We start from the raw sequence: 20,712 nt of genomic DNA, 5'->3' as shown, positions 1-20,712 counted from the left end.
ATTCTGTTATCTGTATCAGGCTGAAAATCGTCTCTCACCGCCAAAACAGCTTCGGCGTTGTAAGGTTAAGCCTCACGGTTCATTAGTATCGGTTAGCTCAACGCATCGCTGCGCTTACACACCCGACCTATCAACGTCGTCGTCTTCAACGTTCCTTCAGGAGACTTATAGTCTCAGGGAGAACTCATCTCGGGGCAAGTTTCGTGCTTAGATGCTTTCAGCACTTATCTCTTCCGCATTTAGCTACCGGGCAGTGCCATTGGCATGACAACCCGAACACCAGTGATGCGTCCACTCCGGTCCTCTCGTACTAGGAGCAGCCCCCCTCAATTCTCCAGCGCCCACGGCAGATAGGGACCGAACTGTCTCACGACGTTCTAAACCCAGCTCGCGTACCACTTTAAATGGCGAACAGCCATACCCTTGGGACCTACTTCAGCCCCAGGATGTGATGAGCCGACATCGAGGTGCCAAACACCGCCGTCGATATGAACTCTTGGGCGGTATCAGCCTGTTATCCCCGGAGTACCTTTTATCCGTTGAGCGATGGCCCTTCCATTCAGAACCACCGGATCACTATGACCTGCTTTCGCACCTGCTCGAGCCGTCACTCTCGCAGTCAAGCTAGCTTATGCCATTGCACTAACCTCCTGATGTCCGACCAGGATTAGCTAACCTTCGTGCTCCTCCGTTACTCTTTGGGAGGAGACCGCCCCAGTCAAACTACCCACCAGACACTGTCCGCAACCCGGATTACGGGTCTACGTTAGAACACCAGCCATTAAAGGGTGGTATTTCAAGGGCGGCTCCACGCAGACTGGCGTCCACGCTTCAAAGCCTCCCACCTATCCTACACATCAAGGACCAGTGTTCAGTGTCAAGCTATAGTAAAGGTTCACGGGGTCTTTCCGTCTTGCCGCGGGTACACTGCATCTTCACAGCGAGTTCAATTTCACTGAGTCTCGGGTGGAGACAGCCTGGCCATCATTACGCCATTCGTGCAGGTCGGAACTTACCCGACAAGGAATTTCGCTACCTTAGGACCGTTATAGTTACGGCCGCCGTTTACCGGGGCTTCGATCAAGAGCTTCGCGTTGCCGCTAACCCCATCAATTAACCTTCCGGCACCGGGCAGGCGTCACACCGTATACGTCCACTTTCGTGTTTGCACAGTGCTGTGTTTTTAATAAACAGTTGCAGCCAGCTGGTATCTTCGACTGATTTCAGCTCCACCCGCAGGGGCTTCACCTACATATCAGCGTGCCTTCTCCCGAAGTTACGGCACCATTTTGCCTAGTTCCTTCACCCGAGTTCTCTCAAGCGCCTTGGTATTCTCTACCTGACCACCTGTGTCGGTTTGGGGTACGATTTCGTGTTACCTGATGCTTAGAGGCTTTTCCTGGAAGCAGGGCATTTGTTACTTCAGCACCGTAGTGCCTCGTCATCACACCTCAGCGTTAATAAGGTACCGGATTTACCTGGAACCTCCGCCTACATGCTTAAACCGGGACAACCGTCGCCCGGCTAACATAGCCTTCTCCGTCCCCCCTTCGCAGTAACACCAAGTACAGGAATATTAACCTGTTTCCCATCGACTACGCCTTTCGGCCTCGCCTTAGGGGTCGACTCACCCTGCCCCGATTAACGTTGGACAGGAACCCTTGGTCTTCCGGCGAGCGGGCTTTTCACCCGCTTTATCGTTACTTATGTCAGCATTCGCACTTCTGATACCTCCAGCAACCCTCACAGGCCACCTTCAACGGCTTACAGAACGCTCCCCTACCCAACAACACATAGTGTCGCTGCCGCAGCTTCGGTGCATGGTTTAGCCCCGTTACATCTTCCGCGCAGGCCGACTCGACCAGTGAGCTATTACGCTTTCTTTAAATGATGGCTGCTTCTAAGCCAACATCCTGGCTGTCTGTGCCTTCCCACATCGTTTCCCACTTAACCATGACTTTGGGACCTTAGCTGGCGGTCTGGGTTGTTTCCCTCTTCACGACGGACGTTAGCACCCGCCGTGTGTCTCCCGTGATAACATTCTTCGGTATTCGTAGTTTGCATCGGGTTGGTAAGCCGGGATGGCCCCCTAGCCGAAACAGTGCTCTACCCCCGAAGATGAGTTCACGAGGCGCTACCTAAATAGCTTTCGGGGAGAACCAGCTATCTCCCGGTTTGATTGGCCTTTCACCCCCAGCCACAGGTCATCCGCTAATTTTTCAACATTAGTCGGTTCGGTCCTCCAGTTAGTGTTACCCAACCTTCAACCTGCCCATGGCTAGATCACCGGGTTTCGGGTCTATACCCTGCAACTTAACGCCCAGTTAAGACTCGGTTTCCCTTCGGCTCCCCTATACGGTTAACCTTGCTACAGAATATAAGTCGCTGACCCATTATACAAAAGGTACGCAGTCACCTAACAAGTAGGCTCCCACTGCTTGTACGTACACGGTTTCAGGTTCTTTTTCACTCCCCTCGCCGGGGTTCTTTTCGCCTTTCCCTCACGGTACTGGTTCACTATCGGTCAGTCAGGAGTATTTAGCCTTGGAGGATGGTCCCCCCATATTCAGACAGGATACCACGTGTCCCGCCCTACTCTTCGAGTTCACAACCTGTGCATTTTCGTGTACGGGACTATCACCCTGTACCGTCGGACTTTCCAGACCGTTCCACTAACACACAAGCTGATTCAGACTCCGGGCTGCTCCCCGTTCGCTCGCCGCTACTGGGGGAATCTCGGTTGATTTCTTTTCCTCGGGGTACTTAGATGTTTCAGTTCCCCCGGTTCGCCTCGTTAACCTATGTATTCAGTTAACGATAGTGTGTCGGAACACACTGGGTTTCCCCATTCGGACATCGCCGGGTCAAAGGTTCATATCACCTCGCCGGCGCTTTTCGCAGATTAGCACGTCCTTCATCGCCTCTGACTGCCAGGGCATCCACCGTGTACGCTTAGTCGCTTAACCTCACAACCCGAAGATGTTTCTTTCGATTCATCATCGGTTTGCGAAAATTTGAGAGACTCGAACACACATAACATGTGTGTCGTTTCAATTTTCAGCTTGATCCAGATTTTTAAAGAGCAAAACTTCTTAATGCACTCAAAAGTACATTCAGAAGTTCATCATTCATCAGACAATCTGTGTGAGCACTACAAAGGCAGGTTCTTTAAGGTAAGGAGGTGATCCAACCGCAGGTTCCCCTACGGTTACCTTGTTACGACTTCACCCCAGTCATGAATCACAAAGTGGTAAGCGCCCTCCCGAAGGTTAAGCTACCTACTTCTTTTGCAACCCACTCCCATGGTGTGACGGGCGGTGTGTACAAGGCCCGGGAACGTATTCACCGTAGCATTCTGATCTACGATTACTAGCGATTCCGACTTCATGGAGTCGAGTTGCAGACTCCAATCCGGACTACGACGCACTTTATGAGGTCCGCTTGCTCTCGCGAGGTCGCTTCTCTTTGTATGCGCCATTGTAGCACGTGTGTAGCCCTACTCGTAAGGGCCATGATGACTTGACGTCATCCCCACCTTCCTCCAGTTTATCACTGGCAGTCTCCTTTGAGTTCCCGGCCTAACCGCTGGCAACAAAGGATAAGGGTTGCGCTCGTTGCGGGACTTAACCCAACATTTCACAACACGAGCTGACGACAGCCATGCAGCACCTGTCTCAGAGTTCCCGAAGGCACCAAAGCATCTCTGCTAAGTTCTCTGGATGTCAAGAGTAGGTAAGGTTCTTCGCGTTGCATCGAATTAAACCACATGCTCCACCGCTTGTGCGGGCCCCCGTCAATTCATTTGAGTTTTAACCTTGCGGCCGTACTCCCCAGGCGGTCGACTTAACGCGTTAGCTCCGGAAGCCACGCCTCAAGGGCACAACCTCCAAGTCGACATCGTTTACGGCGTGGACTACCAGGGTATCTAATCCTGTTTGCTCCCCACGCTTTCGCACCTGAGCGTCAGTCTTTGTCCAGGGGGCCGCCTTCGCCACCGGTATTCCTCCAGATCTCTACGCATTTCACCGCTACACCTGGAATTCTACCCCCCTCTACAAGACTCTAGCCTGCCAGTTTCGAATGCAGTTCCCAGGTTGAGCCCGGGGATTTCACATCCGACTTGACAGACCGCCTGCGTGCGCTTTACGCCCAGTAATTCCGATTAACGCTTGCACCCTCCGTATTACCGCGGCTGCTGGCACGGAGTTAGCCGGTGCTTCTTCTGCGGGTAACGTCAATTGCTGCGGTTATTAACCACAACACCTTCCTCCCCGCTGAAAGTACTTTACAACCCGAAGGCCTTCTTCATACACGCGGCATGGCTGCATCAGGCTTGCGCCCATTGTGCAATATTCCCCACTGCTGCCTCCCGTAGGAGTCTGGACCGTGTCTCAGTTCCAGTGTGGCTGGTCATCCTCTCAGACCAGCTAGGGATCGTCGCCTAGGTGAGCCGTTACCCCACCTACTAGCTAATCCCATCTGGGCACATCTGATGGCAAGAGGCCCGAAGGTCCCCCTCTTTGGTCTTGCGACGTTATGCGGTATTAGCTACCGTTTCCAGTAGTTATCCCCCTCCATCAGGCAGTTTCCCAGACATTACTCACCCGTCCGCCACTCGTCACCCGAGAGCAAGCTCTCTGTGCTACCGTTCGACTTGCATGTGTTAGGCCTGCCGCCAGCGTTCAATCTGAGCCATGATCAAACTCTTCAATTTAAGTTTGATGCTCGTGAATTAAACTTCGTAATGAATTACGTATGTTCACTCAGAGACTTGGTATTCATTTATTGTCCGAAGACATTAAGAATCCATGTCACTTTGAGTGCCCACACAGATTGTCTGATAAATTGTTAAAGAGCAGTGCAACGCGGCTTTCGCTCACCGTTGCGAGGTGGCGTATATTACGCTTTCCTCTTTCAGAGTCAACCCGTTATTTCAGGATTTTTTCTCTTCAACCGACCGGGTTGTCTGTGAAGTGATTCACATCTGCCGTGTCGATGGAGGCGCATTATAGGGAGTTCTCCGCAGGCCGCAACCGCTAAATGACAGAAAAATGACTGACTGCTGCATTCCACAGCAAAACCCCGCCTTATACCCTTTTACACACAGACTTATCCACAATGATACGAAAAAGTAAAAATGTGCGAGCGTTGCGCAAACGTTTTCGTTAAAATGCTCGCGCTTCACAAGGATGCCTCGTCAGGTGTGTTAGATGAGTTTTTCGCAGGAAAATTCATCTAACGCTCTCTGTAATCGTGAAATCCAGGGGATTTACCATGCAACAACGTCGTCCAGTCCGCCGCGCTCTGCTCAGTGTTTCTGATAAAGCCGGTATCGTCGAATTCGCTCAGGCACTTTCTGCACGCGGTGTGGAGCTGCTTTCTACAGGCGGCACCGCACGCCTGTTAGCAGATAAAGGTCTGCCGGTAACCGAAGTGTCCGATTACACCGGTTTCCCGGAGATGATGGATGGACGCGTCAAAACTCTGCATCCGAAAGTGCACGGCGGTATTCTTGGCCGTCGCGGCCAGGACGATGCCATTATGGAAAAGCATGATATTGCGCCAATCGACATGGTTGTCGTTAACCTCTACCCGTTTGCCCAGACCGTTGCCCGCGAAGGCTGCTCTCTGGAAGATGCGGTAGAAAATATTGATATCGGCGGCCCGACCATGGTGCGCTCTGCAGCCAAGAACCATAAAGATGTGGCCATCGTGGTGAAGAGCAGCGATTACAACACCATTATTAGCGAGATGGATGCCAACGAAGGGTCACTGACGCTCGACACGCGTTTCGACCTCGCTATCAAAGCCTTCGAACACACCGCTGCATACGACAGCATGATCGCCAACTACTTCGGTAGCCTGGTGCCGGCTTACCACGGTGAAAGCAACGATCCTTCTGGCCGCTTCCCGCGCACGCTGAACCTGAACTTCATCAAGAAGCAGGATATGCGTTACGGCGAGAACAGCCACCAGCAGGCTGCCTTCTATATAGAAGAAGAGATCAAAGAAGCCTCGGTTGCCACCGCTCAGCAGGTTCAGGGCAAGGCGCTCTCCTACAACAATATTGCTGACACCGACGCTGCGCTGGAATGCGTGAAAGAGTTCAGCGAGCCAGCCTGCGTTATCGTCAAGCACGCTAACCCATGCGGCGTGGCGGTGAGCACCTCTATTCTGGACGCTTACGACCGTGCTTACAAAACCGACCCGACCTCCGCGTTTGGCGGCATTATCGCCTTCAACCGCGAGCTGGATGCCCAAACCGCGCAGGCCATCATCTCCCGACAGTTTGTTGAAGTGATCATTGCACCATCGGCATCCGAAGAAGCGCTCAAAATCACCGCAGCAAAACAGAATGTGCGCGTACTGATTTGCGGTCAGTGGGCAAATCGCGTGCCGGGTCTGGACTTCAAACGCGTGAACGGCGGCCTTCTGGTTCAGGATCGCGATCTGGGTATGGTGACAGAAGCTGACCTGCGCGTAGTGACCAAACGCCAGCCGAGCGAGCAGGAGCTGCGTGACGCGCTGTTCTGCTGGAAAGTGGCGAAGTTCGTCAAGTCCAACGCCATCGTCTACGCCAAAGAGAACATGACCATCGGAATAGGCGCAGGCCAGATGAGCCGTGTCTACTCTGCGAAAATTGCCGGGATCAAAGCAGGTGATGAAGGGCTGGAAGTGAAAGGTTCCGCCATGGCCTCTGATGCCTTCTTCCCGTTCCGTGACGGTATCGATGCGGCAGCCGCTGTAGGCATTACCTGCGTGATCCAGCCAGGTGGTTCTATCCGCGACGACGAAGTGATTGCCGCCGCCGACGAACACGGTATCGCGATGATCTTCACCGACATGCGCCACTTCCGCCATTAATTCCCGGAGCAGAAAAATGAAAGTATTAGTGATTGGTAACGGCGGACGCGAGCACGCCCTGGCGTGGAAAGCGGCGCAGTCTCCGCGGGTGAAAACGGTCTTCGTGGCACCGGGTAACGCCGGTACTGCCCTGGAACCCGCTTTGCAGAACGTCGCCATCGGTGTGACCGATATCCCGGCCCTGCTGAACTTTGCCCAGAATGAGAAAATCGATCTGACCATTGTCGGCCCGGAAGCGCCCCTGGTGATTGGCGTAGTTGACGCGTTCCGCGCTGCTGGCCTGAAAATCTTCGGACCAACGGAAGGTGCTGCCCAACTGGAAGGGTCTAAGGCCTTCACCAAAGATTTCCTGGCACGTCACAACATCCCGACGGCGGAATATCAGAACTTCACCGAAGTGGAGCCAGCTCTGGCTTACCTGCGTGAAAAAGGCGCGCCGATCGTTATTAAAGCCGACGGTCTGGCCGCCGGTAAAGGCGTTATCGTTGCGATGACCCTCGAAGAAGCGGAAGCCGCGGTTCAGGATATGCTGGCTGGCAATGCCTTTGGCGATGCAGGCCACCGTATCGTGATTGAAGAGTTCCTCGACGGCGAAGAAGCGAGCTTCATTGTCATGGTCGACGGCGAGCACGTTCTGCCGATGGCCACCAGCCAGGATCATAAACGCGTGGGTAATGGCGATACCGGTCCTAATACCGGCGGGATGGGCGCCTACTCCCCTGCCCCGGTGGTGACGGATGAAGTACATCAGCGCACCATGGACCGCATTATCTGGCCTACCGTGAAAGGCATGGCGGCGGAAGGGAATACCTACACCGGTTTCCTCTATGCAGGTCTGATGATCGACAAGCAGGGCAACCCTAAGGTTATCGAGTTCAACTGCCGCTTTGGCGATCCGGAAACTCAACCGATAATGCTGCGCATGAAATCGGACCTGGTCGATCTGTGTCTGGCGGCTTGCGAAGGCAAGCTGGACGAGAAAACCTCAGAGTGGGACGAACGTGCGTCTCTGGGCGTGGTGATTGCCGCGGGCGGTTATCCGGGTAACTACAACACCGGTGATGAAATCCACGGCCTGCCGCTGGAAGAGATTGATGGTGCGAAGGTATTCCACGCGGGTACGAAACTGTCTGACGACGAGCGCGTCCTGACCAACGGCGGCCGCGTCCTGTGTGCTACCGCACTAGGTCATACCGTTGCAGAAGCGCAGAAGCGTGCCTATGCGCTGATGGCGGATATTCACTGGAACGGTAGCTTTAGCCGTCAGGATATTGGTTATCGTGCGATTGCGCGCGAGCAGGGCGAGTAATTTTCCCCCTCACCCTAACCCTCTCCCTCAAGGGAGAGGGGATTTACGTCAAAAACTCTTCTCTGTCGGCTGCCACGTGCAGAAATCTTCGTTCGCCACCAGCAACAGCTGAGAGCCTTCCGGCGCCTCAAGCCACGCGACACTCACTTCCATTGATGAATGACGCTGACGGCGTTGAATATGTTCGGTCGCCCAGGATTCAAGCTCAGGCTTCACCGTCTGCCCTTCGCAGGTGGTTACCGTGCCATCGTTATGCCAGCGCCCCTGACGCAGCACCACACGTCCAAGACGAAGCGCATCGCTGGTCTGGCGGATTTGTTCAGCACGATAGCGGTAGAGGGCAATCTGATCGCTGGAAAGCTGCTGTTTTTGACCACTCACTTCACGCTGCATAAAGCTCAGCTCACCATGGTCGTCAAAACGCACTTTCACATGTTCGGGGGTTTTACTGTAGACGTTCAGTTCAATCAGCGACAGGTAATCACCCTGCCAGCGATACTCCGCGGTCGACGTATTGCCGTTATGCCACGGACTGAAAGCGGAGAGCAGATGCACTTCGCCGCCGGAATCTTTGCGCCATATCCTCACCGCACCCTGATTGTCAGCGTAGCCGCTGGCGGTAAACGGTGGCAGAGAGGTGTCGTGGCTGCAGGCAGACAGCAGAAGCACGCCTGCCAGCGCGAGCGTTCCACGCCGGAATGACAAAAGGGGCGTTGCCGCCCCTTCGCTAAAACTGTTCACTGCCACGCGTCTTACTTAACAGCGTCTTTCAGTGCTTTACCAGAAACAAATGCCGGCACGTTAGCTGCGGCGATTTTGATTTCTTTACCGGTCTGCGGGTTGCGGCCAGTACGCTCAGCGCGGTGGTTCACTTTGAAGGTACCGAAACCAACCAGTTGTACAGCATCGCCTTCTTTCAGAGACTCAGTAATAGCAGCCAGGGTAGATTCCAGAGCAGCTTTAGCCTGCACTTTAGACAGATCAGCCTTGTCCGCAATTACATCAATCAGTTGAGTCTTGTTCATAAGTTATCCTTTCAATGTGTTTATCGCTTGCTAAGCATCGAGTGCGACGAAAATGCCAAAAAAGCACTCTCCTGCATACACGCACCGATAGCCACTTTTTTTCGCCCCCCAAATGTAGACCAGACGGGGGGCAGAAGGGAAGAGTCGAGGTGCGACAAAACAGGCGTTAAATCACGTTTTGTTGTCTCATTGGTTAAAAATTATACCAATATTGCTCTCGCCCGACTCACGTAAGTCCGCACGCAGCCCTTTGATCAGCTCAATGTCACGTTCTTCACACTCTGCCAGCAGGCGGAAAATTTCCCACTGGATATCCCATTCCTGCTCAACCGCCGGGTTAGCTCGCAGCTCTTCGTCGGTCATTTCACGGCCTTCCTGGGTCATTTCGAGCATCGCAACGGTCGTAATGGATGCCTTACTGACTTCGATAGCATGCTCCAGGGTTTCGCCACTCAGACGGGAGTGGATCAGCTCACTTAATGCCACGCAGGCATCAATGGCCGGATAGACACCGTACAGATCAAAATCATCCGCGGCCGGGATCGCCTCTTCCAGCTTTTCCAGTTGGGAGTCGAAATTCACCTTTGCGTCTTTGACCGTCAGCGTTTCCCAGATCAAATCCAGAATGCGGCGGTAGATATGACCATCACCAAAGCCCGTCTGCTTACAGAACGCGGCATAGTTGGGATACATGCGCTCGCACAGGCAAGCCATAAAGGTGACGTGCTGCCAGCTTTCCAGCTTCTCAAGGCGCAGATGGATCGGGTTTTGTAACATGATGATGTCTCGAATCGAAAATTAGCCGCAGTTTACCTGAATCACGGCTGAATTTCCTGCCAACGAACAAAAGCCGGACGCGAGGAAGCGACGGCGTCCGCCCAGCGGGTTGGCTCCGGTAAACGGTAGCCCTTCATGCAGCGCTGAACCCACGCCAGTGCGCTGTCCATGCTCACCCGGTGACCGGTCGCGATAAACAGCGGATTACAGCGCGCTTTGCTGCGCCAGACCCACGCCAGCTGCTCGCCTTTATGGATAAGCGGCGCCAGCGCACCCGGCTCGGGGGAAAGTGGTTCAAACGCGCCACACAGGCGTTTTTTGGCAACGCCAATGGTCGGCACATCCACCAGCAGCCCAAAATGGCTGGCCACGCCTAAACGGCGCGGATGTGAGATACCGTGTCCATCCACAAACAGCAGGTCAGGTTTTTGCGAGAGCTGCTCCCATGCTGCCAGCAGCGCGGGATACTCGCGAAAGGAGAGGAAACCCGGAATGTACGGCATAGTGGTGGCGATACGCGCCACCTTGTACTCAACCAGCTCCAGCGAAGGGTATTTCAGAACCACCATCGCCGCTCGCGTCACTTCACCACCCTGCTCGAATCCGACGTCCGCTCCGCCAATGTACTGCGGGGGATCCTTATCCAGGCGATCCTCGCGGATCACCGATGAAGCCAGTTCAATTTGCTTAGCGCGTAGCGACGCGAGATCCATAACCACTCCTTACTGGTGATACTGGGCAGAAAGCCGATGCACCGCCTCCACAAATACGCCTGCATGCTCTGGCGGAACATCCTGATGAATGCCGTGGCCGAGGTTAAAGACGTGGCCTTCCCCCTGGCCGAAACCAGAGAGTATAGTCGACACTTCTTCTTCAATGCGGGCTGGCGGTGCATAGAGCATGGACGGGTCCATATTGCCCTGCAGCGCCACTTTGTCGCCCACGCGACGGCGAGCATCAGCGATATCGGTCGTCCAGTCGAGACCCAATGCATCGCAGCCGGTCGCCGCCATCGCTTCCAGCCACTGACCGCCACCTTTGGTGAACAGCGTCACCGGCACGCGGCGGCCTTCGTTTTCACGCAGCAGGCCATCAACGATTTTGTGCATGTAATACAGGGAGAACTGCTGATAATCGCGCCCGGTCAGTACGCCACCCCAAGTATCGAAAATCATCACTGACTGCGCGCCCGCTTTAATCTGCGCGTTGAGATAGAGCGTGACGCTCTTCGCCAGCTTGTCCAGCAGCGCATGCAGAGCCATCGGCTCGGCGTACATCATTTTTTTGATCACGGTAAAAGCTTTGCTGCTGCCACCTTCAACCATGTAAGTTGCCAGCGTCCACGGGCTACCGGAGAAGCCAATCAGCGGCACTTCGCCTTTCAGCTCACGGCGAATGGTGCGCACGGCGTTCATCACATAGCCCAGTTCGCCTTCCGGATCGGGGATCGGCAGCTTATCCACGTCGGCTTTGCTTTTGATCGGGGAGGTAAAACGCGGGCCTTCGCCGGTTTCAAAGTACAGGCCAAGGCCCATTGCATCCGGAATGGTCAGAATGTCCGAAAAGAGAATGGCGGCATCCAGCGGGAAGCGGCGCAGCGGCTGGAGCGTCACTTCACAGGCCAGCTCAGCGTTTTTGCACAGCGACATAAAATCACCTGCCTGCGCACGCGTGGCTTTGTACTCTGGCAGATAGCGTCCTGCCTGGCGCATCATCCACACCGGGGTGACATCAACGGGCTGGCGCAGCAGCGCACGCAGATAACGATCGTTTTTCAGTTCGGTCATTTTTGCAGTTCCTTAAGCGTCATGGCCTCAGTGTAACACTACTCATACTCGGCCCGACACATCGCCACGGTATCTTCTATCAGCCGACGCGCCACGGTGCCGGGTGGCGGTAACAGAGGCAAATCGTCATAACGATACCAGTTCGCGTCCAGCAGCTCTTTCTGATCGATAACGATCTCACCGCTGTCGTATTCCGCCATAAACGCCGTCATCAGGGACATCGGGAATGGCCACGGCTGAGACGTTACGTAGCGCAGGTTTTTCACCTTGATCCCGCTCTCTTCCATCACTTCACGCGCTACCGCCTGCTCCAGCGTTTCACCCACTTCGACGAAACCGGCAAGAACGGTATAAATGCCGTTGCGATGGCGGGTATGCTGCGCCAGCAGGATAGTATCCTCACGGCGAATGGCGACGATAATGCAGGGTGCAATCTGCGGATAGTAACGTTCACGGCAGTGGCCGCAGAGCATTGCCCACTCGGTTTTGCTCGGGTGCATGGTATAGCCGCAGTAGCCGCAGTATTTATGCGAGCGGTAAAACTCCGCCAGCTGGACGCCGCGCCCCGCCAGCTGGAACAGGCCAACATCCTGATCCAGCACCTGACGAACCGATCCCATCTCCTGACGGCGAGGCTGTTGGATCAACCACACTGCATCCCCCTGCCATTCACCAATCTTCAGTGCTGGCTGGCCAACAAGATCGAACGCCTCTGCTGCGCCATAAGGGATCTCCCCGGCAGGAAGCCATAGTTTTTGTTCGTGACTGACGATCCACCAACCCAGATCTGATTTTTCAATAATACGATCCATATCTATTGCACTACCTTCGCTTCACTGACATGTTGTTAGCATTGTGGTTACATTTTGGATAAGCAGATTCAATTCTCAACCTTGCGGAGTCAACCATGTTAAACCAGCTAGAAAGCCTGACTGAGCGCGTTAGAGGAAGTAACAAACTGGTGGATCGCTGGCTACATGTACGCAAGCATCTACTCGTGGCTTATTACAATCTGGTCGGTATTAAGCCTGGCAAAGAATCGTTTATGCGGCTGAATGAAAAAGCGCTGGATGATTTTTGTCAGAGCCTGGTCGACTACCTGTCCGACGGACATTTCAATATTTATGAACGTATTATCCGCGAAATGGAAGGGACAACGCCGTATTTAGCGGCCAGTAAACTCTATCCGTTGCTGGAAGCCAACACCCAGCAGATCATGGATTACTACGATTCCACGCTCGAAAATGCCATCGATCACGACAATTATCTTGAGTTCCAGCAGGCGCTTTCCGATCTTGGCGAAGCGCTGGAAGAGCGATTCACGCTGGAAGACAGGCTGATCGCCCTCGTCCTGGATAACGGCCTGGATGTGAGTAACGAAGATAACATCGCGCGCCCTGCTTGAGTTCTTAATCGTTAACGAGTAATTTACAACCATTCGCCCCTCTGCGGAGGGGGATTTTTCTTGTCGGAGTGCCCAGCGCTTAAACGCGCGGGCTGAGACCGTTAATTCGGGATCCGCGGAACCTGATCAGGTTAATACCTGCGAAGGGAACAAGAGTCACACTGCTGTTGTATCGCCCCTGAGGCGATCTTCTCTTGCTTCATCCGTCGTCTGACAAGCCATGTCCTTCACTTCTGGAATGAGCTATGTCTACCACTAAACTGACCCGTCGCGAACAGCGCGAACACGCCCAACACTTCATCGATACCCTGGAAGGTACCGCTTTCCCGAACTCGAAGCGCATATACATCACCGGTTCACAGCCCGACATTCGCGTGCCGATGCGCGAAATCCAGCTTAGCCCGACGCTTATCGGCGGCAGCAAAGATAACCCGCAATATGAAGATAACGAAGCCGTCCCGGTGTATGACACCTCCGGCCCGTATGGCGATCCCTCTGTTGCCATCAATGTTCAGCGGGGTCTGCCAAAGCTGCGCCAGCCGTGGATTGACGCACGTAACGACTGTGAAGAACTCAACGAACAAAGCTCGTCGTACACCAAAGCGCGCCTGGCCGACGATGGTCTGGACGAATTGCGTTTCACCGGTCTGCTGACGCCAAAACGCGCCAGAGCGGGCAAACGCGTGACCCAGCTGCACTATGCGCGCCAGGGGATCGTCACGCCGGAGATGGAGTTCATCGCCATTCGTGAAAACATGGGCCGCGAGCGTATCCGTAGCGAAGTGCTGCGCCACCAGCATCCAGGTGAAGGGTTTGGCGCTCGCCTGCCGGAAAACATCACGCCGGAGTTTGTGCGTGACGAAGTGGCCGCTGGCCGCGCGATTATCCCTGCCAACATCAACCACCCGGAATCCGAACCGATGATTATCGGCCGCAATTTCCTGGTGAAGGTCAATGCCAATATCGGTAACTCTGCCGTCACTTCCTCCATCGAAGAGGAAGTAGAAAAGCTGGTCTGGTCAACGCGCTGGGGCGCGGACACGGTAATGGACCTCTCAACTGGCCGTTATATTCACGAAACCCGCGAGTGGATCCTGCGTAACAGCCCGGTCCCGATTGGTACCGTCCCGATTTATCAGGCGCTGGAGAAAGTGAACGGCATCGCCGAAAACCTCACCTGGGAAACCTTCCGCGACACGCTGCTGGAGCAGGCGGAACAGGGCGTGGACTACTTCACGATTCACGCTGGCGTGCTGCTGCGCTACGTGCCGATGACCGCAAAACGTCTGACCGGCATCGTCTCCCGCGGCGGATCCATCATGGCAAAATGGTGTCTGTCACATCATCAGGAAAACTTCCTCTACGAACACTTCCGCGAGATCTGCGAAATCTGCGCTGCCTATGACGTATCCCTGTCGCTGGGCGACGGCCTGCGTCCGGGCTCCATTCGCGATGCCAACGACGAAGCGCAGTTTGCCGAGCTGCACACGCTGGGCGAACTGACAAAAATTGCCTGGGAGTATGACGTACAGGTAATGATTGAAGGCCCTGGACATGTGCCGATGCAGATGATCCGCCGCAATATGACCGAGGAGCTGGAGCACTGCCACGAAGCGCCGTTCTATACTCTGGGGCCCCTGACCACCGATATTGCACCGGGCTACGACCACTTCACCTCCGGGATTGGCGCAGCGATGATCGGCTGGTTCGGCTGCGCCATGCTCTGCTACGTCACGCCGAAAGAGCACCTGGGCCTGCCAAATAAAGAGGACGTGAAGCAAGGACTGATTACCTACAAGATTGCCGCTCATGCGGCGGATCTGGCGAAAGGCCACCCGGGGGCGCAAATCCGCGATAACGCCATGTCGAAGGCGCGCTTTGAATTCCGCTGGGAAGATCAGTTCAACCTGGCGCTGGACCCCTTCACCGCCCGCGCCTACCACGACGAAACCCTGCCACAGGAATCGGGCAAGGTGGCACACTTCTGCTCCATGTGCGGTCCAAAATTCTGCTCGATGAAAATCAGCCAGGAGGTACGCGACTACGCCGCCGCACAGACCATCGAAGTGGGTATGGCAGACATGTCAGAAACCTTCCGCGCGAAAGGCGGCGAGATCTACCTCAAAAAAGAGGAGGCCTAATGTACCAGCCTGATTTCCCCTCCGTGCCCTTCCGTTTAGGGCTCTATCCGGTGGTGGACAGCGTGGAGTGGATCCAACGCCTGCTGGAGGCAGGCGTTCGCACCCTCCAGCTGCGCATCAAGGATAAGCGCGATGAAGAAGTTGAGGCCGACGTTATCGCCGCCATCGCGCTGGGACGACGCTACCACGCTCGTCTGTTTATCAACGACTACTGGCGGCTGGCTATTAAGCACCAGGCGTACGGCGTCCATCTGGGTCAGGAAGATCTGGAAACTACCGATCTTAACGCTATTCGCAAAGCCGGGCTGCGGCTGGGGGTGTCGACACACGACGATATGGAAATTGACGTGGCACTGGCAGCGCACCCCTCCTATATCGCTCTCGGCCACGTTTTTCCGACACAAACCAAGCAGATGCCCTCCGCACCACAGGGTTTAACGCAGCTGGCGTTACACGTTAAGCGCCTGGCCGATTATCCCACCGTTGCCATTGGCGGGATAAGCCTTGAACGCGCCCCTGCGGTACTGGAAACCGGCGTCGGCAGTATCGCCGTCGTCAGCGCGATTACCCAGGCGGCGGACTGGCAGGCGGCCACGGCACGGCTTTTACAGCTGGCAGGAGCGGGCGATGAATGACCGCGATTTTATGCGCTACAGCCGTCAAATTCTGCTGGAGGATATCGCCATCGACGGGCAGCAAAAGCTGCTCGCCAGCCGGGTGTTGATTATTGGTCTGGGCGGATTAGGCGCCCCCGCCGCGCTTTATCTGGCAGGCGCAGGTATCGGTACGCTGGTGCTGGCCGATGACGACGAGGTGCACCTCAGCAACCTGCAGCGACAAATCCTCTTCACGACAAAGGACATTAATCAACCCAAAGCGCAGATTACCCGCCAGAGGCTGAATCAGCTCAACCCGGACATCGAACTGATTGCACTCCAGACGCGGCTGAGCGATGAAAATCTGCACCGTGAGGTCGCCCTGTCCGACGTGGTGCTGGACTGCACTGACAATATGGCGACGCGTCAGGCGATCAACGCCGCCTGCGTGATCAATAACACGCCGCTGATCACCGCCAGCGCGGTGGGGTTCGGCGGACAGATGATGGTCCTGACGCCCCCCTGGGCGCAGGGCTGCTATCGCTGCCTGTGGCCGGACGATGCCGAGCCCGCACGCAACTGCCGCACGGCAGGCATTCTTGGCCCGGTAGTCGGAGTGATGGGCACCCTTCAGGCGCTTGAGGCCATCAAGCTGCTCAGCGGCATGGAGACGGAACGTAATACGCTGCGGCTGTTCGACGCTCGTTCAGGCGGCTGGCGCCATCTGGCCTTAAACCGCGCCAGCCACTGCCCGGTATGCGGAGGCCGCGATGCGCATTCTGTTTAACGATGAGCCGATAAGCTGCGACGACGGGCTGACCATTGCCGCCCTGCTCGATAAGTTACGTCAGCTCAAGCCGGGAACGGCGCTGGCACTCAATCAACAGATCCTGCCGCGCGAGCAGTGGGAACATCAGCAGGTCAATGACGGCGACCAGATCCTGCTGTTTCAGGTTATCGCAGGGGGCTGAGATGCTACATATTGCCGATAAAATCTTTGATTCACATCTGTTTACCGGAACCGGAAAGTTCGCCTCTCCACAGCTGATGATAGAGGCCATCCGTGAAAGTGGCAGCCAGCTGGTGACGCTGGCGATGAAACGCGTGGATCTGCGCCAGCACAACGATGCCATTCTTGCGCCTTTGCTGGAGGCAGGCGTTACGCTCTTGCCCAACACCTCCGGTGCAAAAACGGCGGAAGAAGCAATTTTCGCCGCACAGCTGGCACGTGAAGCGCTCGGTACCCGCTGGCTGAAGCTGGAAATTCATCCGGATGCCCGCTGGCTGCTGCCGGACCCGATTGAAACGCTGAAAGCAGCAGAAAAGCTTGTGCAGCAAGGGTTTACCGTCCTGCCTTACTGCGGGGCGGACCCTGTGCTGTGTAAGCGTCTGGAAGAGGTCGGCTGTGCCGCCGTGATGCCGCTGGGTGCGCCAATTGGCTCTAATCAGGGTCTCGAAACTCGCGCGATGCTGGAGATCATCATTGAACAAGCCACCGTGCCGGTGGTGGTAGATGCGGGGATTGGCGTACCAAGCCATGCCGCGCAGGCGCTGGAGATGGGGGCCGACGCGGTACTGGTCAATACGGCGATTGCGGTGGCTGACGATCCGGTCATGATGGCACGCGCGTTCCGCATGGCCGTAGAGGCCGGCTTGCTGGCAAGAGGATCCGGCCCTGGCTCGCGCAGTTTTCAGGCGCAGGCCACCAGCCCGCTGACCGGTTTTCTGGAGGCTCTCTCATGAGCACGTTTACCGAACGCTGGCGTCAGCTCAACTGGGACGATATCGCCCTGCGTATCAACAGCAAAACGGCGGCTGACGTGGAGCGTGCCCTGAATGCCCGTCATCTGACCCGTGAGGACCTGATGGCCCTGCTCTCTCCGGCGGCCAGCGCGTACCTTGAACCGATGGCGCAGCGCGCTCAGCGCCTTACCCGCCAGCGTTTTGGCAACACGGTAAGCTTCTACGTTCCACTTTATCTCTCGAACCTGTGCGCCAATGACTGCACCTATTGCGGTTTCTCCATGAGCAACCGCATCAAGCGGAAAACCCTTGATGAAGATGAGATCGCACGTGAGTGCGCCGCCATTCGTGAAATGGGGTTCGAACATCTTCTGCTGGTCACGGGCGAGCATCAGGGAAAAGTGGGAATGGACTATTTCCGTCAGCACCTTCCGGCGATACGTCGCGAGTTTGCGTCGTTGCAGATGGAGGTACAGCCCCTGTCGCAGGATGAGTACGCGGAGTTAAAATCGCTCGGGCTGGATGGGGTCATGGTTTACCAGGAAACCTACCACGAGGCAACGTACGCCCGGCACCACCTGAAGGGGAAGAAACAGGATTTCTTCTTCCGGCTGGAGACACCGGACAGGCTGGGCCGCGCCGGGATCGATAAAATCGGTCTCGGGGCGCTGATTGGGCTCTCCGACAGCTGGCGGGTCGATTGCTACATGGTGGCAGAGCATTTGTTGTGGCTCCAGCAGCACTACTGGCAGAGCCGCTATTCTATCTCTTTCCCCCGCCTGCGACCCTGCGCAGGCGGAATAGAACCGGCATCGCTGATGGATGAGCGTCAGCTGGTGCAGACTATCTGCGCGTTTCGCCTGCTCGCCCCGGAGGTTGAATTATCGCTTTCAACGCGTGAGTCCCCGGCGTTTCGCGATCGCGTGATCCCGCTGGCAATTAACAACGTTAGCGCGTTTTCCAAAACACAGCCGGGCGGTTACGCCGACGATCACCCGGAGCTGGAACAGTTTGCACCGCATGACGGGCGACGTCCGGAGGCAGTCGCCGCCGCCCTGACGGCACAGGGCCTACAGCCGGTCTGGAAAGACTGGGACAGCTGGCTGGGAAGAGCCTCGCAATAACGTTGAAACACGCTGCAATACGGTAAAAAAGTGTCGAGACGCTACGGAAAGCTAAAACCGGACGATTGTCAGCGATTGTCCGGTTTTTTATTGTCATCCGGTCAGCAAGGGATGCTGGCCAGGGCGAAAAGCTTCTTCCTCGTTTCGCCCTGCCTCCGATTTCTTGCATAAATGGGGCGGCAAAAACATGGATAAGGAATTTCTTAGTGATTCTTAAGATAAATCATCTTGCCGAAAATCGTGTTCCGTATAATTCACCGCGAACCGCAGGACAGCGACTATGCTGAGAGGATATCGGCAGACAAAAAGTATTCACCATCAGGATCGATGTACAACTCATGGCACTTCACAGCAAAAAGCTCTCTTTTACCCGGCCAATCATGCTCAGCTTCGCGGGGATCCTGTGCAGTTTTGCGCTGATCGCGGTCGTGGTCTCTCTTTCGCAAAGAAAGGATTTCCTTGAGGATTATCACAAGATTAACAGTAACTTCACGCATAACCTGGCGGTTAACTATACCGAATCAATCCTGCGTGAAAACGACTATATCCTTGGTCGCTCTGCGATGTACTTTGCCCGCAGCGAGATACTGAATGAGACGCTCAACGTCAACCCGACGCAAGGGCTGCAGATGTTGATGCATTTGCAAAACCTGATGCCGACCGTGTCATCCATCTCGCTGGCCGACACAGAGGGGCATTATTTACACGCACCAGAAGCGCCTCCCACGGAAAAGAGTAAAAACGTCGATCCGCGGACGCGCCCGTGGTTTGTCGCGCACGCAGAAGCCAGTATTTTCAGCCATTATACCCATCATTATACGGACTACTTTACCGGGCATCCGACAGTTACGCTTTATAAGCCATTGATTTCAACAGAAGGCAGACTCAAGGGAACCCTCGCTTTTCATCTTGATTTGACGTCGATGGGGTATACCCTTCGACAAATGGTGGCCCCCGTACAAGGGGAATTCTTCGTCGTCGAACGCGACGGGACCGTCGTGCTGCACCCAGATACAGGCGCACTGTTCAAAAAGTACGTGAGCGAAGCGCTGATGGACAAAATGACCAGCGGCGAAGGCCATCTTTACGACCGGAAAACCAATGCCTGGTATTACTACTACTCTTTCACGAACCCGGACTGGTTTGTTATCTATCGGGTATCTGGCGCGACGCTTACCGATATCACCCGCCACGAAACCACTATCGTTGGCTGGGGCTTCGCGCTGGCAGCCATCATCATCATTCTCTTTGGTCTTTATCTGCGTCATGCCTCGCGTACCGTATTGATGACCATTATCAATGCGATCAAAACGGGCGATGTCAGCCAGGCACCGCGTCTGGAAGCAATGCTGAGCCACACGATTCAGTCCAATAAAGAGCGGGAGATGGCGTATGTTCGCCAGGCGACTCACGATGCGTTGACCGGCTGCAAAAACCGCCGCGCGTTTGACAATGATGTGGATGAACTGCTGATCGCCCACCAGCCTTTCGCACTGGCGCTGATTGATATCGATAACTTCAAATCGATTAACGACACATGGGGACATCTGAGTGGTGACATTGTCCTGCGTAATGTGGCGCGCGAAGGGATCCAGATAATGCAGCCACACAACATCTCGGTCTATCGCTACGGTGGAGAAGAGTTCGCGGTGATCTTCCAGGCCGAGCAGATCGCTGCCGCATTCTCATTGCTTGACGCCTGGCGCACCGCCGTTGAAAGGCGCGTCTGGCGGGAAGAAAACCTGCACGTTACGTTCAGTGCGGGTCTGGGGGAATGGCACTTCGAACCGCTGGAACACCTGGTGGGAAGTGTCGATAACGCGCTTTATAGCGCTAAACAGCAGGGAAAAAACCGCATTGTTCGAACAACCGTCGCCTAATTTTCTCTCCTCCCGTCAGAATTGTAACCGGTTTCAGGAAAATGCCGTTTTCTTTGTGATG

The 20,712-nt window shown here is 55.3% G+C and carries 16 protein-coding genes, 2 rRNA genes and 1 riboswitch; of the genes, 10 read left to right on the top strand and 8 right to left on the bottom strand.

Going from position 1 to position 20,712, the window contains the following annotated elements; genetic code table 11:
• Positions 1-61: 61 nt before the first annotated feature.
• A 23S ribosomal RNA gene (locus ABFI50_RS10300) occupies positions 62-2,966 on the bottom strand.
• A 208-nt stretch (positions 2,967-3,174) separates the two neighbouring features.
• Positions 3,175-4,714, bottom strand: a 16S ribosomal RNA gene (locus tag ABFI50_RS10295).
• The 16S and 23S rRNA genes sit together here, the layout of an rRNA operon.
• 560 nt (positions 4,715-5,274) lie before the next feature.
• Here ABFI50_RS10295 and purH point away from each other — a divergent pair.
• Together purH and purD are read left to right on the top strand one after the other, a co-directional pair.
• Positions 5,275-6,864, top strand: coding sequence for a bifunctional phosphoribosylaminoimidazolecarboxamide formyltransferase/IMP cyclohydrolase (gene purH / locus ABFI50_RS10290; protein WP_023331770.1), 1,590 nt, complete (start codon positions 5,275-5,277; stop codon positions 6,862-6,864).
• Positions 6,865-6,880: 16 nt separating this feature from the next.
• On the top strand, positions 6,881-8,173 hold the full coding sequence (purD, locus tag ABFI50_RS10285) for a phosphoribosylamine--glycine ligase (protein WP_023331769.1): 1,293 nt from the start codon (positions 6,881-6,883) through the stop codon (positions 8,171-8,173).
• A gap of 48 nt (positions 8,174-8,221) precedes the next feature.
• Here the strand turns inward: purD and ABFI50_RS10280 are convergent, their stop codons facing one another.
• From ABFI50_RS10280 to nudC, 6 genes are all read right to left on the bottom strand, one after another.
• Positions 8,222-8,914 (bottom strand): DUF1481 domain-containing protein, encoded by a 693-nt coding sequence (locus ABFI50_RS10280; protein ID WP_045282296.1) that lies wholly within the window; start codon positions 8,912-8,914, stop codon positions 8,222-8,224.
• Positions 8,915-8,925: 11 nt separating this feature from the next.
• Positions 8,926-9,198 carry a nucleoid-associated protein HU-alpha gene (hupA, locus tag ABFI50_RS10275; protein WP_002445246.1) on the bottom strand — a complete coding sequence of 91 codons (273 nt, stop codon included), beginning with the start codon at positions 9,196-9,198 and terminating at the stop codon, positions 8,926-8,928.
• 186 nt (positions 9,199-9,384) lie between these two features.
• Positions 9,385-9,975, bottom strand: a complete 591-nt coding sequence (locus ABFI50_RS10270; protein WP_014882079.1) for a YjaG family protein — start codon at positions 9,973-9,975, stop codon at positions 9,385-9,387.
• Positions 9,976-10,016: 41 nt separating this feature from the next.
• A complete protein-coding gene (gene nfi / locus ABFI50_RS10265) occupies positions 10,017-10,688 on the bottom strand; it encodes a deoxyribonuclease V (protein WP_347485989.1) in 672 nt (223 codons plus the stop codon).
• A 9-nt stretch (positions 10,689-10,697) separates the two neighbouring features.
• Complete coding sequence (gene hemE, locus ABFI50_RS10260; protein ID WP_023336588.1) at positions 10,698-11,762, bottom strand: uroporphyrinogen decarboxylase; 1,065 nt, start codon at positions 11,760-11,762, stop codon at positions 10,698-10,700.
• 38 nt (positions 11,763-11,800) lie between these two features.
• The gene (nudC, locus tag ABFI50_RS10255) at positions 11,801-12,574 is read right to left on the bottom strand and encodes an NAD(+) diphosphatase (RefSeq protein WP_347485988.1); all 774 of its coding nucleotides are present in this window, start codon (positions 12,572-12,574) and stop codon (positions 11,801-11,803) included.
• Between the two features lie 95 nt (positions 12,575-12,669).
• On the opposite strand from nudC, the gene ABFI50_RS10250 reads away from it, so the two are divergent.
• From ABFI50_RS10250 to ABFI50_RS10215, 8 genes are all read left to right on the top strand, one after another.
• Positions 12,670-13,167 (top strand): Rsd/AlgQ family anti-sigma factor, encoded by a 498-nt coding sequence (locus tag ABFI50_RS10250; protein WP_014882075.1) that lies wholly within the window; start codon positions 12,670-12,672, stop codon positions 13,165-13,167.
• A gap of 54 nt (positions 13,168-13,221) precedes the next feature.
• Positions 13,222-13,333: riboswitch (TPP riboswitch) on the top strand.
• 79 nt (positions 13,334-13,412) lie between these two features.
• Positions 13,413-15,308: a phosphomethylpyrimidine synthase ThiC gene (thiC, locus tag ABFI50_RS10245; RefSeq protein WP_347485987.1), complete on the top strand. Its 1,896-nt coding sequence runs from the start codon at positions 13,413-13,415 to the stop codon at positions 15,306-15,308.
• Positions 15,308-15,943: a thiamine phosphate synthase gene (gene thiE, locus ABFI50_RS10240; protein WP_088126286.1), complete on the top strand. Its 636-nt coding sequence runs from the start codon at positions 15,308-15,310 to the stop codon at positions 15,941-15,943. Before thiC ends, thiE begins: the two co-directional genes overlap by 1 nt.
• Entirely contained in the window at positions 15,936-16,691 is a 756-nt protein-coding gene (locus ABFI50_RS10235) for a HesA/MoeB/ThiF family protein (protein ID WP_180262523.1), read from the top strand. Before thiE ends, ABFI50_RS10235 begins: the two co-directional genes overlap by 8 nt.
• The gene (thiS, locus tag ABFI50_RS10230) at positions 16,675-16,875 is read left to right on the top strand and encodes a sulfur carrier protein ThiS (protein ID WP_014882071.1); all 201 of its coding nucleotides are present in this window, start codon (positions 16,675-16,677) and stop codon (positions 16,873-16,875) included. Before ABFI50_RS10235 ends, thiS begins: the two co-directional genes overlap by 17 nt.
• Position 16,876: 1 nt before the next feature.
• Positions 16,877-17,647: a thiazole synthase gene (thiG, locus tag ABFI50_RS10225; RefSeq protein ID WP_180262524.1), complete on the top strand. Its 771-nt coding sequence runs from the start codon at positions 16,877-16,879 to the stop codon at positions 17,645-17,647.
• Positions 17,644-18,771 carry a 2-iminoacetate synthase ThiH gene (gene thiH / locus ABFI50_RS10220; protein ID WP_014882069.1) on the top strand — a complete coding sequence of 376 codons (1,128 nt, stop codon included), beginning with the start codon at positions 17,644-17,646 and terminating at the stop codon, positions 18,769-18,771. The genes thiG and thiH overlap by 4 nt, the downstream gene beginning before the upstream one ends.
• 338 nt (positions 18,772-19,109) lie before the next feature.
• Entirely contained in the window at positions 19,110-20,651 is a 1,542-nt protein-coding gene (locus tag ABFI50_RS10215; protein WP_014882068.1) for a sensor domain-containing diguanylate cyclase, read from the top strand.
• Positions 20,652-20,712 lie beyond the last annotated feature (61 nt).

The sequence above is a fragment of the Enterobacter sp. HNDS-6 genome, assembly GCF_039850505.1.
Classification (GTDB): Bacteria; Pseudomonadota; Gammaproteobacteria; order Enterobacterales; family Enterobacteriaceae; genus Enterobacter; species Enterobacter kobei.
Note: the sequence above shows the minus strand (reverse complement) of the source record. Positions and strands in the feature narration are given on the sequence as shown.